This window comes from Janthinobacterium sp. OK676, from assembly GCF_900103595.1.
Lineage (GTDB): Bacteria > Pseudomonadota > Gammaproteobacteria > Burkholderiales > Burkholderiaceae_D > Janthinobacterium.
The window spans coordinates 193,228-209,772 of sequence record NZ_FNHA01000010.1; the positions used below are offsets into that span (position 1 = coordinate 193,228).

The 16,545-nt window shown below is 53.9% G+C and carries 12 protein-coding genes and 2 tRNA genes; 8 read left to right on the top strand and 6 right to left on the bottom strand.

Annotated elements, in window-relative coordinates:
* Positions 1–134 precede the first annotated feature (134 nt).
* The gene (locus BLU39_RS19790) at positions 135–578 is read left to right on the top strand and encodes a response regulator (protein WP_092716030.1); all 444 of its coding nucleotides are present in this window, start codon (positions 135–137) and stop codon (positions 576–578) included.
* A 9-nt stretch (positions 579–587) separates the two neighbouring features.
* Here BLU39_RS19790 and BLU39_RS19795 read toward each other — a convergent pair whose 3' ends face one another.
* The 5 genes from BLU39_RS19795 to BLU39_RS19815 all read right to left on the bottom strand — a co-directional run bounded on the left by BLU39_RS19795 (position 588) and on the right by BLU39_RS19815 (position 5,489).
* Entirely contained in the window at positions 588–1,946 is a 1,359-nt protein-coding gene (locus BLU39_RS19795; RefSeq protein ID WP_092716033.1) for a family 43 glycosylhydrolase, read from the bottom strand.
* 181 nt (positions 1,947–2,127) lie between these two features.
* Positions 2,128–2,203 (bottom strand) — tRNA-His (locus tag BLU39_RS19800).
* Positions 2,204–2,336: 133 nt separating this feature from the next.
* Positions 2,337–3,182, bottom strand: coding sequence for a glutamate racemase (gene murI, locus BLU39_RS19805; RefSeq protein WP_092716035.1), 846 nt, complete (start codon positions 3,180–3,182; stop codon positions 2,337–2,339).
* Positions 3,183–3,246: 64 nt separating this feature from the next.
* A complete protein-coding gene (locus BLU39_RS19810) occupies positions 3,247–4,788 on the bottom strand; it encodes a fumarate hydratase (protein ID WP_092716038.1) in 1,542 nt (513 codons plus the stop codon).
* Positions 4,789–4,868: 80 nt separating this feature from the next.
* Complete coding sequence (locus BLU39_RS19815; protein WP_034760097.1) at positions 4,869–5,489, bottom strand: YqhA family protein; 621 nt, start codon at positions 5,487–5,489, stop codon at positions 4,869–4,871.
* Positions 5,490–5,798: 309 nt separating this feature from the next.
* Here BLU39_RS19815 and acs point away from each other — a divergent pair, with 309 nt between their 5' ends.
* The 4 genes from acs (at position 5,799) to BLU39_RS19835 (ending at position 10,243) form a co-directional block, all read left to right on the top strand.
* On the top strand, positions 5,799–7,805 hold the full coding sequence (gene acs, locus BLU39_RS19820) for an acetate--CoA ligase (RefSeq protein ID WP_092716040.1): 2,007 nt from the start codon (positions 5,799–5,801) through the stop codon (positions 7,803–7,805).
* Between the two features lie 203 nt (positions 7,806–8,008).
* Positions 8,009–8,099 (top strand) — tRNA-Ser (locus BLU39_RS19825).
* Positions 8,100–8,319: 220 nt separating this feature from the next.
* Positions 8,320–9,609, top strand: a complete 1,290-nt coding sequence (locus tag BLU39_RS19830) for a tyrosine-type recombinase/integrase (protein ID WP_092716042.1) — start codon at positions 8,320–8,322, stop codon at positions 9,607–9,609.
* 10 nt (positions 9,610–9,619) lie between these two features.
* Positions 9,620–10,243 (top strand): DUF4102 domain-containing protein, encoded by a 624-nt coding sequence (locus tag BLU39_RS19835; RefSeq protein ID WP_175539367.1) that lies wholly within the window; start codon positions 9,620–9,622, stop codon positions 10,241–10,243.
* A 38-nt stretch (positions 10,244–10,281) separates the two neighbouring features.
* Here the strand turns inward: BLU39_RS19835 and BLU39_RS19840 are convergent, their stop codons facing one another.
* Positions 10,282–10,599 carry a helix-turn-helix transcriptional regulator gene (locus tag BLU39_RS19840; RefSeq protein ID WP_217635092.1) on the bottom strand — a complete coding sequence of 106 codons (318 nt, stop codon included), beginning with the start codon at positions 10,597–10,599 and terminating at the stop codon, positions 10,282–10,284.
* A gap of 1,241 nt (positions 10,600–11,840) precedes the next feature.
* On the opposite strand from BLU39_RS19840, the gene BLU39_RS19845 reads away from it, so the two are divergent.
* The 3 genes from BLU39_RS19845 to BLU39_RS19850 are packed head-to-tail and all read left to right on the top strand — an operon-like array spanning position 11,841 to position 16,042.
* Positions 11,841–13,067 (top strand): ABC-three component system protein, encoded by a 1,227-nt coding sequence (locus tag BLU39_RS19845; protein WP_092716209.1) that lies wholly within the window; start codon positions 11,841–11,843, stop codon positions 13,065–13,067.
* Entirely contained in the window at positions 13,060–13,743 is a 684-nt protein-coding gene (locus tag BLU39_RS28310) for an ABC-three component system middle component 1 (RefSeq protein ID WP_139178382.1), read from the top strand. The genes BLU39_RS19845 and BLU39_RS28310 overlap by 8 nt, the downstream gene beginning before the upstream one ends.
* Entirely contained in the window at positions 13,700–16,042 is a 2,343-nt protein-coding gene (locus BLU39_RS19850; protein ID WP_092716048.1) for an AAA family ATPase, read from the top strand. Before BLU39_RS28310 ends, BLU39_RS19850 begins: the two co-directional genes overlap by 44 nt.
* The last annotated feature ends 503 nt before the right edge of the window (positions 16,043–16,545 follow it).

Below are 16,545 nucleotides of genomic sequence, written 5' to 3' on the forward strand. Positions count from 1 at the left end.
GGGATGGGGAAGTGTTGCTGGCGCGGTACGGTGGGCGGTTTGGATTGCCGCTTGGCACCATTGCTCGGGTGCGGCGGCATTGCGAAGGCTTCTTGTATACTCCCGCTTTTGCAGCCGTCAGACGTGAACGTACAATGAGCCAGACAACTGAAACGACACCAGGCATTTCCTCCGTTGACCGCCGGCAGGCCGAGCGGCCTGCCGCCGCCCGCAAGCTCAATCTCCTGGTGGTCGACGACAACCAGGAAGTGGGCGAATCGCTGGCCATGCTGCTTGAAGCGCTGGGCCACCACGCCGTGGTGGTGCGCAACTGGCAGATGGCCGTCGAGCAAGTCAAGCTGTGCGTGCCCGACGCCGTCTACCTCGACATCGAAATGCCCGGCATCAGCGGCATCGAAATCGGCCGCCGCCTGCACCACAATCCCGAAACGGCCAACGCCGTGCTGATCGCCGTCACCGGCCACAGCCTGCCCATGTACATGGACGACGCGCTGGCCGTGGGCTTCCGCCACTTCCTCGTCAAACCCGTGCGCCTGGAAGACCTGGCGACGACGGTACAGTCGGTGCTGGCGGGCTAGGCCTCCGTCCTAAGGCCTGCTCAGCGACCACTGCTGGTTGTTCGCATTGGTCAGATTCCACTGGATGATCTGCGCGTTTTCCGCCGTGCTCAGATTCAATACGTCCAGGGTCAGGTTGCTGTAGCGGTTGCTGATCGTCTGGTAGCCGGCTGCGGGGCTGGCGAAGCGCCATTGCTGGCCCAGTCCGCCCCAGTAATTCCATTGCGCGATATTCGTGCCGGCCGTGGTCGAATTGTTGTAGTCGTCCAGGCCCAGCAGGCTGTTCGCATTGATCAGGCTATAGTAGCCGTCGCCATGTCCCACCACATACCATTGCTGGTGTTTTGCTCCCGTATACGTTTGCTGCTGCACCAGCGCGCCATTCGCCGTGCCGGCGCCCGCCACGGCCAGCGCCTTGCCGCTCAGGCGCGAGCGCAGCACCGTGGGTCCGTCCGAGATGCCGCCGCAGCTGGCGACCGTGAAATTGCGCGTCAGGCTGGGCCAGCCGCCCTCATACGTCATTTTTAAGATATCGAGCTTGGCCGTCCCGTTGTCGTTGACGTCGTAATAGTGGATCGACGTGTAGTTGCAGCCATCCTGCTTGAGCACGCCCATATGGCCCGGTCCTTTGTATTTGCCGTCGAGGTTGGGCAGCACCGTGCGCGTGCCGCTGTACGGCCCCGTCACGCTGCTGGCGCGCTGCACTTCCACGTAATACGTGCTGGCGGCGCCCTGGCAGCATTTGCCGCGGTTGGCGAACAGATAGTAGTACTCGCCGTCGCGCGTGATATAGGGCGCTTCGATATCCTTGCCGCCGCCACCGAGGATGGTGGTGACGTTGCCGCTTGTCTTGCCCGTGGCCTGGTTGATTTCCGTCACGCCGATGCCGCCGAAAAACGAGCCATACGACATGTAGACCTTGCCATCGTAATCGCGGAACAGGGCCGGGTCGATGGCATTGATTTCCGCGCCGCCTCCATACGATTGCACGACGATGCCCAGATCCGTCCAGCTCGGGTTTTTCAGCGAGGCCGAGCGGGCCACGCCGATGGCCGACACGGACGTGCCGAAGGTGGAGACCGAGTAATACAAATAGTAGTAGCCGTTCATGTGGATCACGTCCGGCGCCCAGTACGAGCCGCTGAAGTTGGGGATTTTGTTGGCGATCCAGGCCGGCGGCATGCTGAACACGGGCGCGGGGCCGGCCGACCATTTCAGCAAGTCCGTCGAGGTGGAATACCAGATGCCGTCGCCCGTCGTGAAATTGAAATACGTGTCGCCGTCGCGCGTGAGGGTGCCGGGGTCGTGCGCGTTCGGCACGCCCGTCAGGTTGATTGCTTGCGCATGGGCGCAGAACATCAGGCACAGTGCTGCCAGGATTTGCTTCATCGTTGTCTCCGTACTGTTTTTATGGGGCGGTCCAGGCCGCACCCCAGAGTAGGGCGATGGTCAAATTTGCACTAATGAATTTTTTACAGGAAGCGATACCGGGGCGGGTATCGGGGAGGAAGTAAAAGCGGTTCTGGAATAGAAAAAGCCCGATTCGAAAACCGGGCTCTTCTTTATTCTGTGGGGTGGCTGATGGGGCTCGAACCCACGACAACAGGAATCACAATCCTGGACTCTACCAACTGAGCTACAGCCACCACTGTCTTACTTACCTGTTTAGCTGTTTTGCTGAACAGGTGCCGAATTATACAAAGAACTCGGCAAAGTGGCAAATCTAAATGCAGTCTTTTTTAAAGAATCGAAAGATTGCATGAAAACGCCTGTTTTCCCTCATACGGACAGGTGTTCGACGGGCGGGTGCAAGTCCAGCAAACCGGCGAAGGCTTGCGCCAGGGCTTCGACCTTGGCCGTCGTGTAGCCCTGCAGTCGTGGGGCGTCGTTGCCGCCGCGGCGCAGGCTGGCGGCGTCGAGCAGGCGGGTCAGCTGGCGCGCGACGGCTTCCCCGGTGTCGACCAGGGTGACGGGTTCCGCCGTATGCGCGCGCACCGTGCGTTCGATGGCGTCCTGCACGAACGGGTAGTGGGTGCAGCCGAGCACGAGGGTATCGACGCCTTGTGCCAGCAGGGGCGCGATATAGCGCTCGAGCATGGCGCTGGTGGCGTCGAGCGGGTCGCTGCCCATCGCGGACTGTTCGATGCGTTCGACCAGGCCCACGCAGGGCTGCAAGATGAATGTGGCGCCGGTCGCGCTGCTGACTTGTTCGCGCAAGGCCAGCAGCTTGTCGCCGCGCAAGGTGCGCTCGGTGGCCAGCACGCCGATCTTGCCGTTGCGGCTGATGGCGGCCGCCGGTTTCAGGCCCGGTTCGACGCCGACGATGGGCAGGTCCGGGTAGCGCGCGCGCAGCGCCTTGATGGCGGCGATCGTGGCCGTGTTGCAGGCGACGACCAGTGCCTTGGCGCCTTGCTGCAGCAGGTAGCCGGCCACTGCCAGCGAACGGTCGATCACCTGCTGCTCCGTCTTGTCGCCATATGGCGCATGGCCGGAATCGGCAAAGTAAATCAGGTCTTCCTGCGGCAGCTGCGCGCGGATATGGCGCAGCACCGACAGGCCACCCACGCCGGAGTCGAAGATGCCGATGGGCGCGTCAGGGTGGGCATTGCTTGCAATAGAAGTCATGGGGAACCGGGAAGATAAAAAAACGCCGCGCTGATTGCCGCGCGGCGTTAATGGTAGAGCTTGTTTAAGCAACCGTCACGGGAATCTTGCTCACGCTATTGAGTTGCTCGATCTTCGCCTGCCATTCCTTCGGACCCGTGTTGTGCACCGATGTGCCTTTCGAGTCCACAGCCACCGTGACCGGCATGTCGACGACGTCGAATTCGTAGATCGCTTCCATGCCCATGTCGGCAAAGCCCAGCACTTTCGCGCCCTTGATGGCTTTCGACACCAGGTAGGCGGAACCGCCCACGGCCATCAAATAGGCCGACTGGTGCTTCTGGATCGATTCGATGGCGACAGGTCCCCGCTCGGCCTTGCCGATCATGGCGATCAGGCCGGTTTTTTCCAGCATCATGTCGGTGAACTTGTCCATGCGCGTGGCCGTCGTCGGGCCGGCAGGGCCGACCACTTCGTCGCGCACGGGGTCGACCGGGCCGACGTAGTAGATCACGCGGTTTTTAAAATCGACAGGCAATTCCTCGCCCTTGGCCAGCATGTCCTGGATGCGCTTGTGTGCGGCGTCGCGGCCCGTCAGCATCTTGCCGTTCAACAGCAAGGTCTGGCCCGGCGTCCACGAAGCGACTTCTTCTTTCGTCAGGGTGTTCAGGTCGACGCGCTTGGATTTTTCCGTATCCGGCGTCCAGTGCACTTCCGGCCACGACGACAGCGATGGCGGTTCCATGTAGGCAGGGCCCGAGCCATCCAGCACGAAGTGGCCGTGGCGCGTGGCGGCGCAGTTCGGGATCATGGCGACAGGCTTCGACGCGGCGTGCGTCGGGTGCATCATGATTTTCACGTCGAGCACGGTCGTCAGGCCACCCAGGCCCTGCGCGCCGATGCCCAGCGAGTTGATCTTGTCGCACAGCTCGATACGCAGTTCTTCCAGCTTGTTTTGCGGGCCGCGTTGTTTCAGCTCAAACATGTCGATGTCTTCCATCAACACCTCTTTTGCCATCAGCATGGCTTTTTCGGCCGTGCCGCCGATACCGATGCCCAGCATGCCTGGCGGGCACCAGCCGGCGCCCATGGTCGGCACGGTTTTCATGACCCAGTCGACCAGCGAATCGGACGGGTTCATCATGATCATCTTCGACTTGTTTTCCGAACCACCGCCCTTGGCAGCCACTTTCACGTCGACGGTATTGCCTTCGACCAGTTCCATGTGCACCACGGCTGGCGTGTTGTCCTTGGTGTTCTTGCGGTCGAAATGCGGGTCGGCCACGATGGAAGCGCGCAGCTTGTTGTCGTCGAAGTTGTACGCGCGGCGCACGCCTTCGTTGACGGCGTCGGTGACGGTGCCGCTGAAACCTTCGAAGCGCACGCCCATGCCGATTTTCAGGAAGACGTTGACGATACCCGTGTCCTGGCAGATAGGACGCTTGCCTTCCGCGCACATGCGCGAGTTGGTCAGGATTTGCGCGATCGCATCTTTCGCCGCCGGGCTTTGCTCGGCCTCATAGGCGCGCGCCAGGTGTTCGATGTAATCAGCAGGGTGGTAGTAGCTAATGTACTGCAACGCTGCGGCGACGGATTCGATCAGGTCTTCTTGCTTTATGACAGTCATGGTGTTCTCGCGGTGGATAAGAAGGGTAAGACTCTTTGCTGAAAGCCCATGGCCGCCGCTGGCAGCCATGGGCTTCGGGTTTAATGCGGTCGTGCCTGGTTCTGCGTCACCGTCATGATGCGGTCGGTGTACGCGATCGCCATGGCGGACAGGATGAAGACCATGTGGATCACCGTTTGCGCGATGACCACGTTCGGTTCCTTGGCATACGCGGTGGCGTTGATAAAGGTCTTCAGCAGGTGGATGGACGAGATGCCGATGATGGCCATCGCCAATTTCGTTTTCAGCACGGAAGCATTTACGTGCGACAACCATTCCGGCTGGTCTGGGTGGTCATCGAGGTGCATGCGCGAAACGAAGGTTTCGTAGCCGCCGATAATGACCATGATCAGCAGGTTCGAAATCATCACCACGTCGATCAGGCCTAATACCACCAGCATGATGGTCGCTTCGTTCAGCTTCACGGGAGGCGGCACGCCAGGCACGGTCACGGCGCTGATGACGTGCTGCAGGGCCGCATCATTGCCGAACACGGCGCCGATCAGGTCGGACAATTCCACCCAGAAATGGAAGACATATACGCATTGTGCGAGGATCAGGCCCAGGTACAGCGGCAACTGCAGCCAGCGCGACATGAAGATGAAGGCGGACAGCGGATGCAGCTTGGTATGTTTGGTGGTCGGTGGTAGGTGGTCGATCATGTAGGGGTTTCCTGGGGGAGTAAATACCAATTTTTGGCATGCCCGACATTTTACACTTGCTGTTGATTACTGCGCATGGCCTTGCTTCTGATTATGCAGTTTGATGAAACACCAAGTGGTATTGAACCTGCGGCGCACCGTGCATTTTCCCAGCGAAAATACTGTACGGCGTCCCCTTGACTCCTGTTGCCGAAGGCGCTTATGGTTAGCCTTGATAGGGGTAAAACGCTGCATAAACGCGACATGTAAGGCGTCCGTAAGACATGGGGCTTATCGTGTTAGCAAACAATTACTACACTGGAGACAAGCATGAGCGCTACAGAGAACCAAGGGCAGGGCACACAGCAGCAGGGACCAGAAGAGTCACGCGTATTTGAACCGTCGGCAGCATTTGCCGCACAGGCAACGATTTCCGGCATGGACGCTTACCGCGCCATGGTGGCCGAGGCCGAACGCGACTACGAAGGCTTCTGGGCCAAGCTGGCGCGCGAGAACCTGAGCTGGAAAAAGCCATTTACCCGCACCTTGAACGAAGACAACGCCCCATTCTACAAATGGTTCGAAGACGGCCAGCTGAACGTGTCGTACAACTGCCTGGACCGCAACATCGAAAACGGCCTGGGCGACAAGACGGCCATCATCTTCGAAGCGGACGACGGCACCGTCACCAAGGCAACATATAAAGAACTGCACGAAAAAGTCTGCAAGTTCGCCAATGGCCTGAAATCCAAGGGCATCGCCAAGGGCGACCGCGTCATTATCTATATGTCGATGTCCGTCGAAGGCGTGGCCGCCATGCAGGCGTGCGCGCGCATCGGTGCCACCCACTCCGTCGTCTTCGGTGGCTTCTCGGCCAAATCGCTGCAGGAGCGCATCATCGACGCGGGTGCCGTGGCCGTTATCACGGGCGACGAGCAATTGCGCGGTGGCAAGAAACTGCCACTGAAATCCATCGTTGACGAAGCGCTGGCGCTGGGCGGCTGCGAGTCCGTGAAAAACGTCATCGTCTACCAACGCACGGGCAGCGACCTGCCGATGGTGGCTGGCCGCGACACATGGCTGCACGAGCTGGTCGAAGGCCAGAGCGCGCAATGCGAACCGGAATGGGTCGATGCCGAGCATCCATTGTTTATTCTCTACACCTCCGGCTCGACGGGCACGCCGAAGGGCGTGCAGCACTCGAGCGGCGGCTACCTGCTGTGGGCCGCGCTGACGATGAAGTGGAGTTTCGACATCAAACCGAACGATGTGTTCTGGTGCACGGCCGATATCGGCTGGGTGACGGGCCACAGCTACATCGCGTATGGCCCGATGGCCGTGGGCGCCACGCAAGTGGTGTTCGAAGGCATCCCGACCTACCCGAACGCGGGCCGTTTCTGGGAAACCATCAAGAAGCACAACGTCAGCATCTTCTATACGGCGCCAACGGCCATCCGTTCGCTGATCAAGGCGGCCGACGTGGACCCGAAAGTCCATCCAGGCAACTACGACCTGACGAGCTTGCGCCTGCTGGGCACGGTCGGCGAGCCGATCAATCCAGAAGCGTGGATGTGGTACTACAAAAACATCGGCGGCGAGAAATGCCCGATTGTCGATACCTTCTGGCAAACGGAAACGGGCGGCCACATGATCACCCCGTTGCCGGGTGCGACGCCGATGGTCCCCGGTTCCTGCACCTTGCCATTGCCGGGCATCATGGCCGCCATCGTCGATGAAGCGGGCCAGGACGTGCCGAACGGCCAGGGCGGTATTCTGGTGGTAAAGCGCCCATGGCCATCGATGATCCGCACGATCTGGAACAACCCCGAGCGTTTCAAGTCCAGCTATTTCCCGGAAGAACTGGGCGGCAAGATGTACCTGGCAGGCGACGGCGCCATCCGCAACAAGGACACCGGCTACTTCACGATCACGGGCCGCATCGATGACGTCTTGAACGTGTCGGGCCACCGCATGGGCACGATGGAAATCGAATCGGCCCTGGTCGCCAACCCGCTGGTGGCCGAGGCGGCAGTGGTGGGCCGTCCGGACGACACGACAGGCGAATCGATCTGCGCCTTCGTGGTGCTCAAGCAAGCGCGTCCGACCGGCGAGGAAGCGAAGAAGCTGGCCCTGGAGCTGCGCAACTGGGTAGGCAAGGAAATCGGCCCGATCGCCAAACCGAAGGAAATCCGTTTCGGCGACAACCTGCCGAAAACCCGCTCGGGCAAAATCATGCGCCGCCTGCTGCGCGTGCTGGCCAAGGGCGAGACGATTACGCAGGACGTGTCGACCCTGGAGAATCCGGCGATTCTGGAGCAACTCAAAGAAGCGTCCTGATGTTGCTTGGGTAGCCAAAACCCAAACCAACATCCGGGGTCGGACCCGCCGGGTCCGACCCCAGCCCTTACGAGGTTACTGTAGAAGCGCTACTTTTACCCCACGGTAAATAACTTTGGCAGTCCGTAGATTCTTTGCTATAATCTGCGGCTTCGCGACAAGCGAGAAATAGTACGCAATGTAAGTAAGACGCATTGCCTGCAGGAGAGGTGGATGAGTGGTTGAAGTCGCACGCCTGGAAAGCGTGTATAGGTTCATAGCCTATCGGGGGTTCGAATCCCCCTCTCTCCGCCAAGGATACAAATTGGCCAGTTCAAGGAAGTCCAAGAACGTCCAGAAAAAACCGTTTTAGCCCGTGCTAAAGCGGTTTTTTTGTATTCTGGCGTCCAGTACTGTCCAGCTGCAGCCAGCAAAAATCGGAGCTAGATACAGATCAGCTTACCCCAAGTCTGGCAACCAAGCCCTCATTCGCCGGTCTAAAGTGATTTCTGACGCATATGCTGAGGAGACAGCCATGGCCAAGATTATCCCTCCCCTGACCGAGTTCCAGGTCAAAAATGCCAAGCCCAGGCAAAAGTCATACAAGCTGTTCGATGGTGGCGGCCTGTACGTTGAAGTGATGCCCAGCGGTTCGCGGATCTGGCGGATGAAATTCCGTCAATCGAATGGCAAGGAAAATACGCTGACCTTCGGACCTTATCCGGAAATTTCGATCATGGTGGCGCGTGAAAAGCGCACGGAGGCGCGCCGCTTGCAGCTGCAGGGAATCGATCCCGGCAAGCACCGCGACGACGCCAGGCGGCTCGCCGCCGAAAAGGCATCCAATACCTTCGAGAAAATCGCCCGCGAGTGGTACGCGAACAAGGTGCCGACGTGGAGCGAGCGCACTGCACGGAACATGCTGCAGCGCCTGGAAGCCGATATTTTCCCAAGTATCGGCGACCGGCCGATTACGGAAATCCGGCACCGCGAATTGATTGCCACGCTGCGCAAGATCGAGGCGCGTGGCGCCACCGAGATCGCGCATCGCCTGAAGGCCGTCTGCTCGCAGATATTCAGCTATGCCATCCAGTGCGGCCTGGCCGACCGTAACTTGGTGGTGGACATGAAAGACGTCCTGAAGACCAAGCGCGTTTCGCACTTCGCCGCCATTGATGCCGATGAATTGCCCGTTTTCCTGGACACGCTGGCGCGTAACGAGGCGCGGATGTTCGAGCCGACGCGCATCGCGCTGCGCCTGATGCTGCTGATCTTCGTGCGCACCAGCGAACTGATAGAAACGCCATGGAGCGAAGTCGATTTGGAGAACGGCGAGTGGATCATTCCCTGGCAGCGCATGAAGCGCGGCAAGCTGACCGTCAACCCCGACACGACCAATCACCACGTCTGCCTTTCGCGCCAGGCGCTGGCCTTGCTGCGCCAGCTGCACACCATCACCGGCCGCGGCATGTACCTGTTTCCCAACCAGCGCGACCACGACAAGCCGCTGAGCAACAACACGCTGCTGGTGGCGCTGGCCCGCATGGGCTACAAAGGCCGCATGACCGGCCACGGCTTCCGGGCGCTGGCCATGAGCACCATCAAGGAGCGCCTGGGCTACCGCCATGAAGTGGTGGACCGCCAGCTGGCGCACGCGCCCAAGGACAAGGTGGCCAGCGCCTACGACCGCGCCCAGTTCCTGGCGGAGCGCCGCAAGATGATGCAGGAGTGGGCCGACTACCTGGAAGCCGTGGAACGCGGTGATACGCCGAAGCCAGGCCATCATGGATCGCTGGAACTGGTGTGGCCAGCGCCGCGTCGTTAAGGAGACAGCCATGCCAAGACGAATTGAACCTCTGACAGAGCAACAGCTGATACAGGCCGAGCCTGGGGACAAACCATTCAGGTTATTCGACGGCTACGGCCTGTATGTTGAAGTCATGCCGACTGGCTCGAAGGTCTGGCGCATGAAATTTCGCCAGAAGGACGGCAAGGAAAATGCCCTGACATTCGGCCACTATCCGGAAGTCTCGTCGGCGCTTGCTCGATGCCGCCGCGCAGTCGCCCGCCAGATGCTGCATGACGGGCTGGATCCGCGCACAGAGTTCGACGCGGCCCATATGCGTCCACCGAAGCCCGTCAGGCGGCATTGCCTGCTTCCAGTTGCCATGGATGATAGAAAGGTAGAGCGCTGCGTAAGCCAGGTTGGCAGGCAAGCGCTGGAGCGGTTGCACGGCCTTGTATTCCCGGCGCTGAGCCGCGTCGAGGCCGACGAAACCGTGCGAAGCGACATGCAGGTCATGCTGGAGAAAATCCAGAAGGAGCGCAGCGCAGAGGTGATTGATTTGCTGTACGACTACTGTGCCGACAGCATCTTTGGCTGCCTTGGATTGGGCATTGATGAAGATGATTTGAATGAGGCCATGAGGGATGCCAGGGTGGCGCAGCGTCGGAAGTGAACGGCGCTATGCCGCAGGTATCCCGGTATCTCCCGGCTTCATTCGGCTCTGGTCCCTTTGTTGCCGATTGGCCTGGTGCTTGATGAAGTGTCGATTATCGAGCATACCGTGTCTGCAGGTCTGCGGGCCTCGATACACGCTTGCATCCAGCGTAGCACCTCGCTCCTGAGCCATGCAGAGGAGCGTCCCTGCAGCTTGACGGGGGCAGGGAAGGTGCCTTCCTTGATGCCCGCATAAACGCTGCTGCGCGACTTGCCGCAGGTTGCCAGCACTTCGCCCAGGCGGATGAAGCGCTCTTCGCCCATGCGAGGTTCAACGCGGCGCTCTTTCAGGTATTCTGCTGTCGCTGCTTTCATGGCGTCCCCCTTCGTGAATCAAAAATGCCAGCGGCAGCACCGGGGCGAATGGCATATGCCGCAGGCCTTGCCCTGCGACCGATTCGTCCTTCGTCTAAACGCGCTCGCAATCATTATTCCGAAAAAGCGATTCCAGTATCGAATGCTGGAATCACTGGTGCAACAAGAATCGGTCTGCCATGCCACTTAGATCAAGCCTGCCGCGCACTATGCGTGAGATCAAGGCTGGACACAGGAGCCGGTTCGTGGAAGCTTTAGCAGCTAAAAATTGGGCAATCGACGGCGTATTCTTCATGCGATAGATGCATTGTCATCGACTGGATTTCATTTTCCCTTTTGCAGTACAGTCGCCACATGCGTATGCGACTGCTTGAATCCAGCGTCATCAATAACTTCCAGCAATCGTTTTGACTGACCTCCAGGGAAGATGTTTTTCTGTCCGTGCAGACAGGCGCAGTCATTGGATGAGAAACGCGCTATTGCCGTGTAGTACTCGTACAGCAGACTATGAAAATTTGTTGCTGACATTGATCAAGGTCGGCCCAGATGCATGTCAAATGTTCCCACTTGGACGCTGCCTATTGCCGCTGATCAACCGTGCTACTTTCGGCATACATTCCTGCTAAATCTGCTCTCGTACCTGCAAAAAAATGGTTCGACCGAGGTATTACCCGGTGATTTAAGGGTTTCAGTCGCTGTAAAGGGCGGAACTACCGTGCTAGTTTCGGCATACATTCCTGCTAAATTTGCTTTCGTACCTGTAAAAAAATGGTTTGGTCGAAGTTGTGTCCGACGATTTTTGTGGTTTAGTCGCTGCGCGAAGCGGGGCAGGATAGGTGAAGTTAGCTAACCTTCGGTTAGCTAACTTCCCACCTGCTTATTCGCACCTACGGTGCTTAACGTAACACTCAAAATTAGACTTTCGAATGAGCATGTATCACTTCACCTTTGCGTGAGTCCGTGTCCGAATGGCAGATCTGACCCTTGCGGCGGCCCTGTTTGTCATTCAATGGAGTGGTAGCCAGACTCTCGGGGCGTTAGAGGCAGGTGCTCTTGGTGGCCCTTTAGAAGAGCTAGCAGAGTCCAACGAACACTCGCTGTGCGAGCCGAAATATTGCATTTTCAGTAATATCTCACAGTATCAACTTCACCACACGCGATTTTTTGCATTTTAGATACTTTTCAACCTTAATCTTGAGGTATATTTCCACAAGGAATTTAACTATAAATTGGGAGTCGAAGTGACTATTGCTTTGCCAGAGAGCGCTATATCTTCGTGGGGAGGTTTTGCGTACCAGGGGAAAGTTGCCCTGTATCACTCAATTTGCTTACTCTGCGACAAGTCTTTTCTTGGAGTTCCACTCGTGAACTTCCACCTTCAGCTAGATAGCACCGACGATTTCGCTATTTATCATCAAGGTAACGCGGTCTCCGTGCATCAAGTAAAAGCGAAAATCTCCTCCTATCGCTCGGCATTCGAGAAGGCGTTGAGCAAGTCTAGCAAGATAGATACTGACTGCAACGCAGCTACGCAACGTTATTTTCATATCGCGAACGAAATAGATGATACCAGTAATTACACTAATTCAGCGGGTGGCGTTGTAAAATTTTATCAATATGGTTCGGAATCTCATTGCAAGTTAGAGGATATCGAAAAATTTACTAGAAGAAAAATAGAAGAGTATCTAATAAAAAATTCTTTGCCTTGTACCGAAATTTTGCTTGATCGTAAATACTGCCATCTTTCTGAATTGATTACCTCAAAGGTTGTTGAGATTCATGCCGCAATCCACAGTGGCGATACTCAAAATAACGCGGCTTATACAAAAATAATACCAAGCAGTGATTTGGAAGACATAGTTCTGACCGATTTTAATGCGTCGAGTGATATTCCTTACCTACTAATTAAATTAAGGATGACAGTTTCCTATGCATTCGAATGGTACGTTGCCAACAATACCGGCTATTTTTCATTGGAGCAAATTAAAGATTGCGGGGCCGTTTATCGATTCATCTACGGTATGCATGACGATGATCTTCAGTTGGTAATGCACTCGTTGAGGCCGAATGGCAACGAGTCCGATATATTCAGGCCAGATGATATTCGTGCATACATAGATATAATCATAGAGATTACCAGGAAAATATCGTTAAATGGATTGCCTCATTATGTAAAAGACCTGAAAAGATATTTGCCGACTTCCGTCACGCTCAAGGATAGATGGGCACCAAGTTTTAAAAAAGAATTGCTTGAGCGAATTCGTGAAAATCCCAAGTTGGCAAGTGTATTGTATGAATATAATACGCTAATTACTGGCTCGGATCCACATGGCGAAATTGCAATGGTCGGCGAATCTGATAAGATTACTTCTATTCATCAACGCCAAAAGCTTGCGGCTAATATAATCCGAGAGATCCCAGTTTCAATAATATCGACAGAAACTGCAAAGAAAGAGTTAAATGCTTAAAAATATCTTGGTAGAAGCGGCTATTTCTCAGTCTTTTACGGTCGTTTCGGAACTCGATAATTCGATTTTCCTTGCGAGGAAGGATGGGCGGGCTGAACGGTATCTGATAATTAAGAAAATTTCCGCTTTGGACTCCATAGACAAAATTCATGAGCAAATTATGTTGGGGTTGCCGGAATCTCTTCGTGTTGAACCATCATTTAATAAAAATTGTGATCTGGTTTTGATACACAAACTTGAGAGTTTATCCGACTTTAAAAAAATTGAAGATAGCGCCTTAGAGTACGAAGAAGATCCATATCATTTTAAGAAATACTTTCTATATTTTTCAGATGCTGAGGAAAAGGCGATTTGCGGTAAGGATTTTGCAAATTTTTCAGAAATAATACTTAATATGGCCGAGTTTGCTGATTATAAGAAAAATCCATTAAAACCATCGTTTTATAGTATTGCTGCCCGAACTTTCATTAAACTACCATTTTTGGCTGTTCCACGCTCTACGAAAATATTACAAGCGCTGACCGACAGTGTCTTTGCACGTCTAGCAGAGGATGGGTTGTCCGGCACCTTAAGCACAGTAGTGAAGGTCTCGAACCGTTACGATGTCGAATTAATCGCACAGGAACTTATAAATGAAGAACTGGAAAATATCAAAGCTGCAAATTCAAGCATTTAAAGCATTTTCATTTGTAAATTTTGATTTTGAAGCCTGTTCGTTATTAACGTTGGATGGCCCCAATGGCTACGGAAAAACGACTGTTTTTGATGCTGTTGAGTTGTTATTGACTGGGAAAATTTCACGCATTTCTGAACTTTATGGCGTGGTAATGACTGCGGGGAAAAAAAATTACAAAGACAACCTATACTGGAATAATAAGCTCGGTGATAAAGATTTGGAAATAAGGAGCGAAATAGTCGATATTGATACTGGCGAAAAAATGTATTTTTCCAGGGTGGCAAAAGTGAGTGAGTTAAAAAAGCCACCAAATAATAAAGCGGATAACTTTAGCATATTTAAACTTCATAAAATTGATGGTATCGACGCCGCAGAACTTGGCGTTGAACTTTCGAGTAATTATTTTGATGAACACTTTGGAGAGAATTTTTGCGCTAACTATGCTATGTTGAACTATCTTCAGCAGGGTCAAAGTCGGTTTATTTTTTCGCAAAAAATTACTGAGCGCAAGCAAGCCCTAGAGCTTCTCCTTAAAACGAAAGATACTAAAGACCAAATCGAATTGTGTTCGAGGGTTGAGCGACGCCTTGCGTCATCTTGTTCTCCAACTGAGCGTGCCGCTATTGATGAGCTTCAAAGAAAAATTAACGAGCTATCGGTAGCAAATCAGTCATCAGGTCAGGGTGTCGAATATAAGAAAATTAGTTCAAGGGAACCCGCGCCAGGGTGGGACTTGACCGAGCCTTTCAGCCAATTAGATGTTCAGCAGTACCAGAACTATACGTCCGAGCTCGAAATCCTTACTGCGTTAGTATCCCAGAAAGATGAAATTCGTATTCGTGTAAACAATTCTAGAATTGAACGTTACATTGTCGAAAACGATGCGCTTCTTTTAGCGGCGGTTGCGGTGGGGAAACACATAGCTCAGTATCAATCTTTAACTGCGCAAAGCCAGCGGCTCGCGTTACTAACTAAAGGCGGAACAGCTCTTTCTAAATCACCTGATACTATAAATGTCACTGATTTAGAGTCCGTGAGAGCAATAGGCCTATCGGTTGCTGAAGAAATTGTGGCGGCTATCGCAAATCGTGACGCGCTCACAAGCCAATTAAATGGCCGCGCTGCTCAGATTGTAAAGCTTAACGAGATTCGTAATACATTAGTAGTTGGTCATCGGCAGGCCTTCGGCGAGGAAGAAGCTCACTGCGCTTTATGTGGAGCAGATTGGGAAACAGTAAAAAATCTCACAAAGGCAATCAATGATACGACAGAGATTTATAATGGTGAGGTAGGAGTGTTAGCCAGTCAAGTTCAAGCGGTACATGCGCAAATTTCAGCATTTATCGTGCCAATGAATACAATTATTGGAGCTGAGGTTGAAGGTATAGAAAAGATTTTTCAAAAGGATTTATTTGTCGAACTTGGGAGAAACTTAAACAGTTTTGAGCAGATTGCCGTCTTGAATAAATCACTCGCAACTCAAAATATAGATTATAGCGCTGTGTTCACCATCGACTTGGCTGAACTTTTGGCTAGGAAAGACGATCTTATAGCGAAGATGAGAGCCCAAAAGAAAGCGGAAGGAGTTGCACCACCCGTTGGTTGGGATAGTGTCATCCGCGATACCTTTTCTAAATTCGATGATTTTTATGGTCTTGATCTTGGGGCGGTCGTTCAAAAAAATGATTATGTAATTTCTAAACATCGGATGAAGCAAAATGTTGCGCTTGAAGCCTATAAGCAAAGCTTTGTGATGAAGAAAAATAATTACGATGCTGCGGCTGCTGCAAAAGACCGAATTTCTCGTCTCAAAACTTCCTTAACTGAAGTGGAGCGAGATTACGCTGCTAGAACAATTTCTAATATTGAGCTAATTTTCCATATTTATAGTGGTCGCTTAATACAAAACTATCAACGTGGACTAGGTCTATTTATCGACTACGGCGATGGAAAACAATTGCAATTTTGCACCGCGGAACATTCAGAGCATGACGCAACATTGTCAATGAGTTCTGGGCAGCTCTCAGCTTTGAGTTTGTCTTTCTTCTTGTCTCTGAATCGTGTCTATTCAGAGAACGCCTTTGTGTTGATTGATGACCCAGCTCAGTCTCTTGATGAAATTAATATTGCATCACTAACTGATTTGTTACGATCTGAGCTGCGGGATAGACAGCTAATAATTTCGTCACACGAGGACGACATCGCTGGCTATATACGATACCGCTTTGACAGAGCAGGGCTGAGCCAAAAATTATTCCATATGCAGTCGCACGCGGCAGAAACCTTGCTTGCTAGCTAAGCGCTTTTCGATTTAAAACGTATAAAAGGAAAGTTGCATGGTCTTTATCATCGTATATACTGGTAAATTGTCATGTGGTTGATCGAAATTAATTCGTGGGAGTGCAAAAATACAGTCTGTATGCTGATTTTTCGTTCTAACCGATTGGTCGAGGGTATTCGGCGTGTCTGTTACTCCCCATTATCTATCCCACGAGCGGCAGGGACGAGGGGCAGGTCCGCCATTTGGACATGGGCTGATGCGTTGAGCACTGCAGAAGCCCTGTCAATTAGAGTAACGAACATACGTCCTCGGCACGCGATGCTGTCGACAAAGACCGAAGGTCTTCTACTCCAACCACTGCACCAATCCGTGTCCAAATGGTGGATATGACCCCGCGCGCGGCCCGCCAGCGGCGTCTCACTTCTTGCCTTCGTCGCCATGGGGTAGCTATCTGTCGCCTTGGTCAGCCCGTGACTATTTAGAAAGACTTCATCCTTTCCTTGCCTCAATAATTTTAATAT

What these genes read in the sequence shown, in the direction of transcription:
- BLU39_RS19840 (WP_217635092.1), bottom strand. Translation starts at nt 10,599, where the DNA reads ATGAAAGCAGCGACAGCAGAATACCTGAAAGAGCGCCGCGTTGAACCT.
- BLU39_RS19810 (WP_092716038.1), bottom strand. Translation starts at nt 4,788, where the DNA reads ATGACTGTCATAAAGCAAGAAGACCTGATCGAATCCGTCGCCGCAGCG.
- acs (WP_092716040.1), top strand. Translation starts at nt 5,799, where the DNA reads ATGAGCGCTACAGAGAACCAAGGGCAGGGCACACAGCAGCAGGGACCA.
- BLU39_RS19850 (WP_092716048.1), top strand. Translation starts at nt 13,700, where the DNA reads ATGAAGAACTGGAAAATATCAAAGCTGCAAATTCAAGCATTTAAAGCA.
- BLU39_RS19815 (WP_034760097.1), bottom strand. Translation starts at nt 5,489, where the DNA reads ATGATCGACCACCTACCACCGACCACCAAACATACCAAGCTGCATCCG.
- BLU39_RS19790 (WP_092716030.1), top strand. Translation starts at nt 135, where the DNA reads ATGAGCCAGACAACTGAAACGACACCAGGCATTTCCTCCGTTGACCGC.
- BLU39_RS28310 (WP_139178382.1), top strand. Translation starts at nt 13,060, where the DNA reads ATGCTTAAAAATATCTTGGTAGAAGCGGCTATTTCTCAGTCTTTTACG.
- BLU39_RS19795 (WP_092716033.1), bottom strand. Translation starts at nt 1,946, where the DNA reads ATGAAGCAAATCCTGGCAGCACTGTGCCTGATGTTCTGCGCCCATGCG.
- BLU39_RS19830 (WP_092716042.1), top strand. Translation starts at nt 8,320, where the DNA reads ATGGCCAAGATTATCCCTCCCCTGACCGAGTTCCAGGTCAAAAATGCC.
- BLU39_RS19835 (WP_175539367.1), top strand. Translation starts at nt 9,620, where the DNA reads ATGCCAAGACGAATTGAACCTCTGACAGAGCAACAGCTGATACAGGCC.
- murI (WP_092716035.1), bottom strand. Translation starts at nt 3,182, where the DNA reads ATGACTTCTATTGCAAGCAATGCCCACCCTGACGCGCCCATCGGCATC.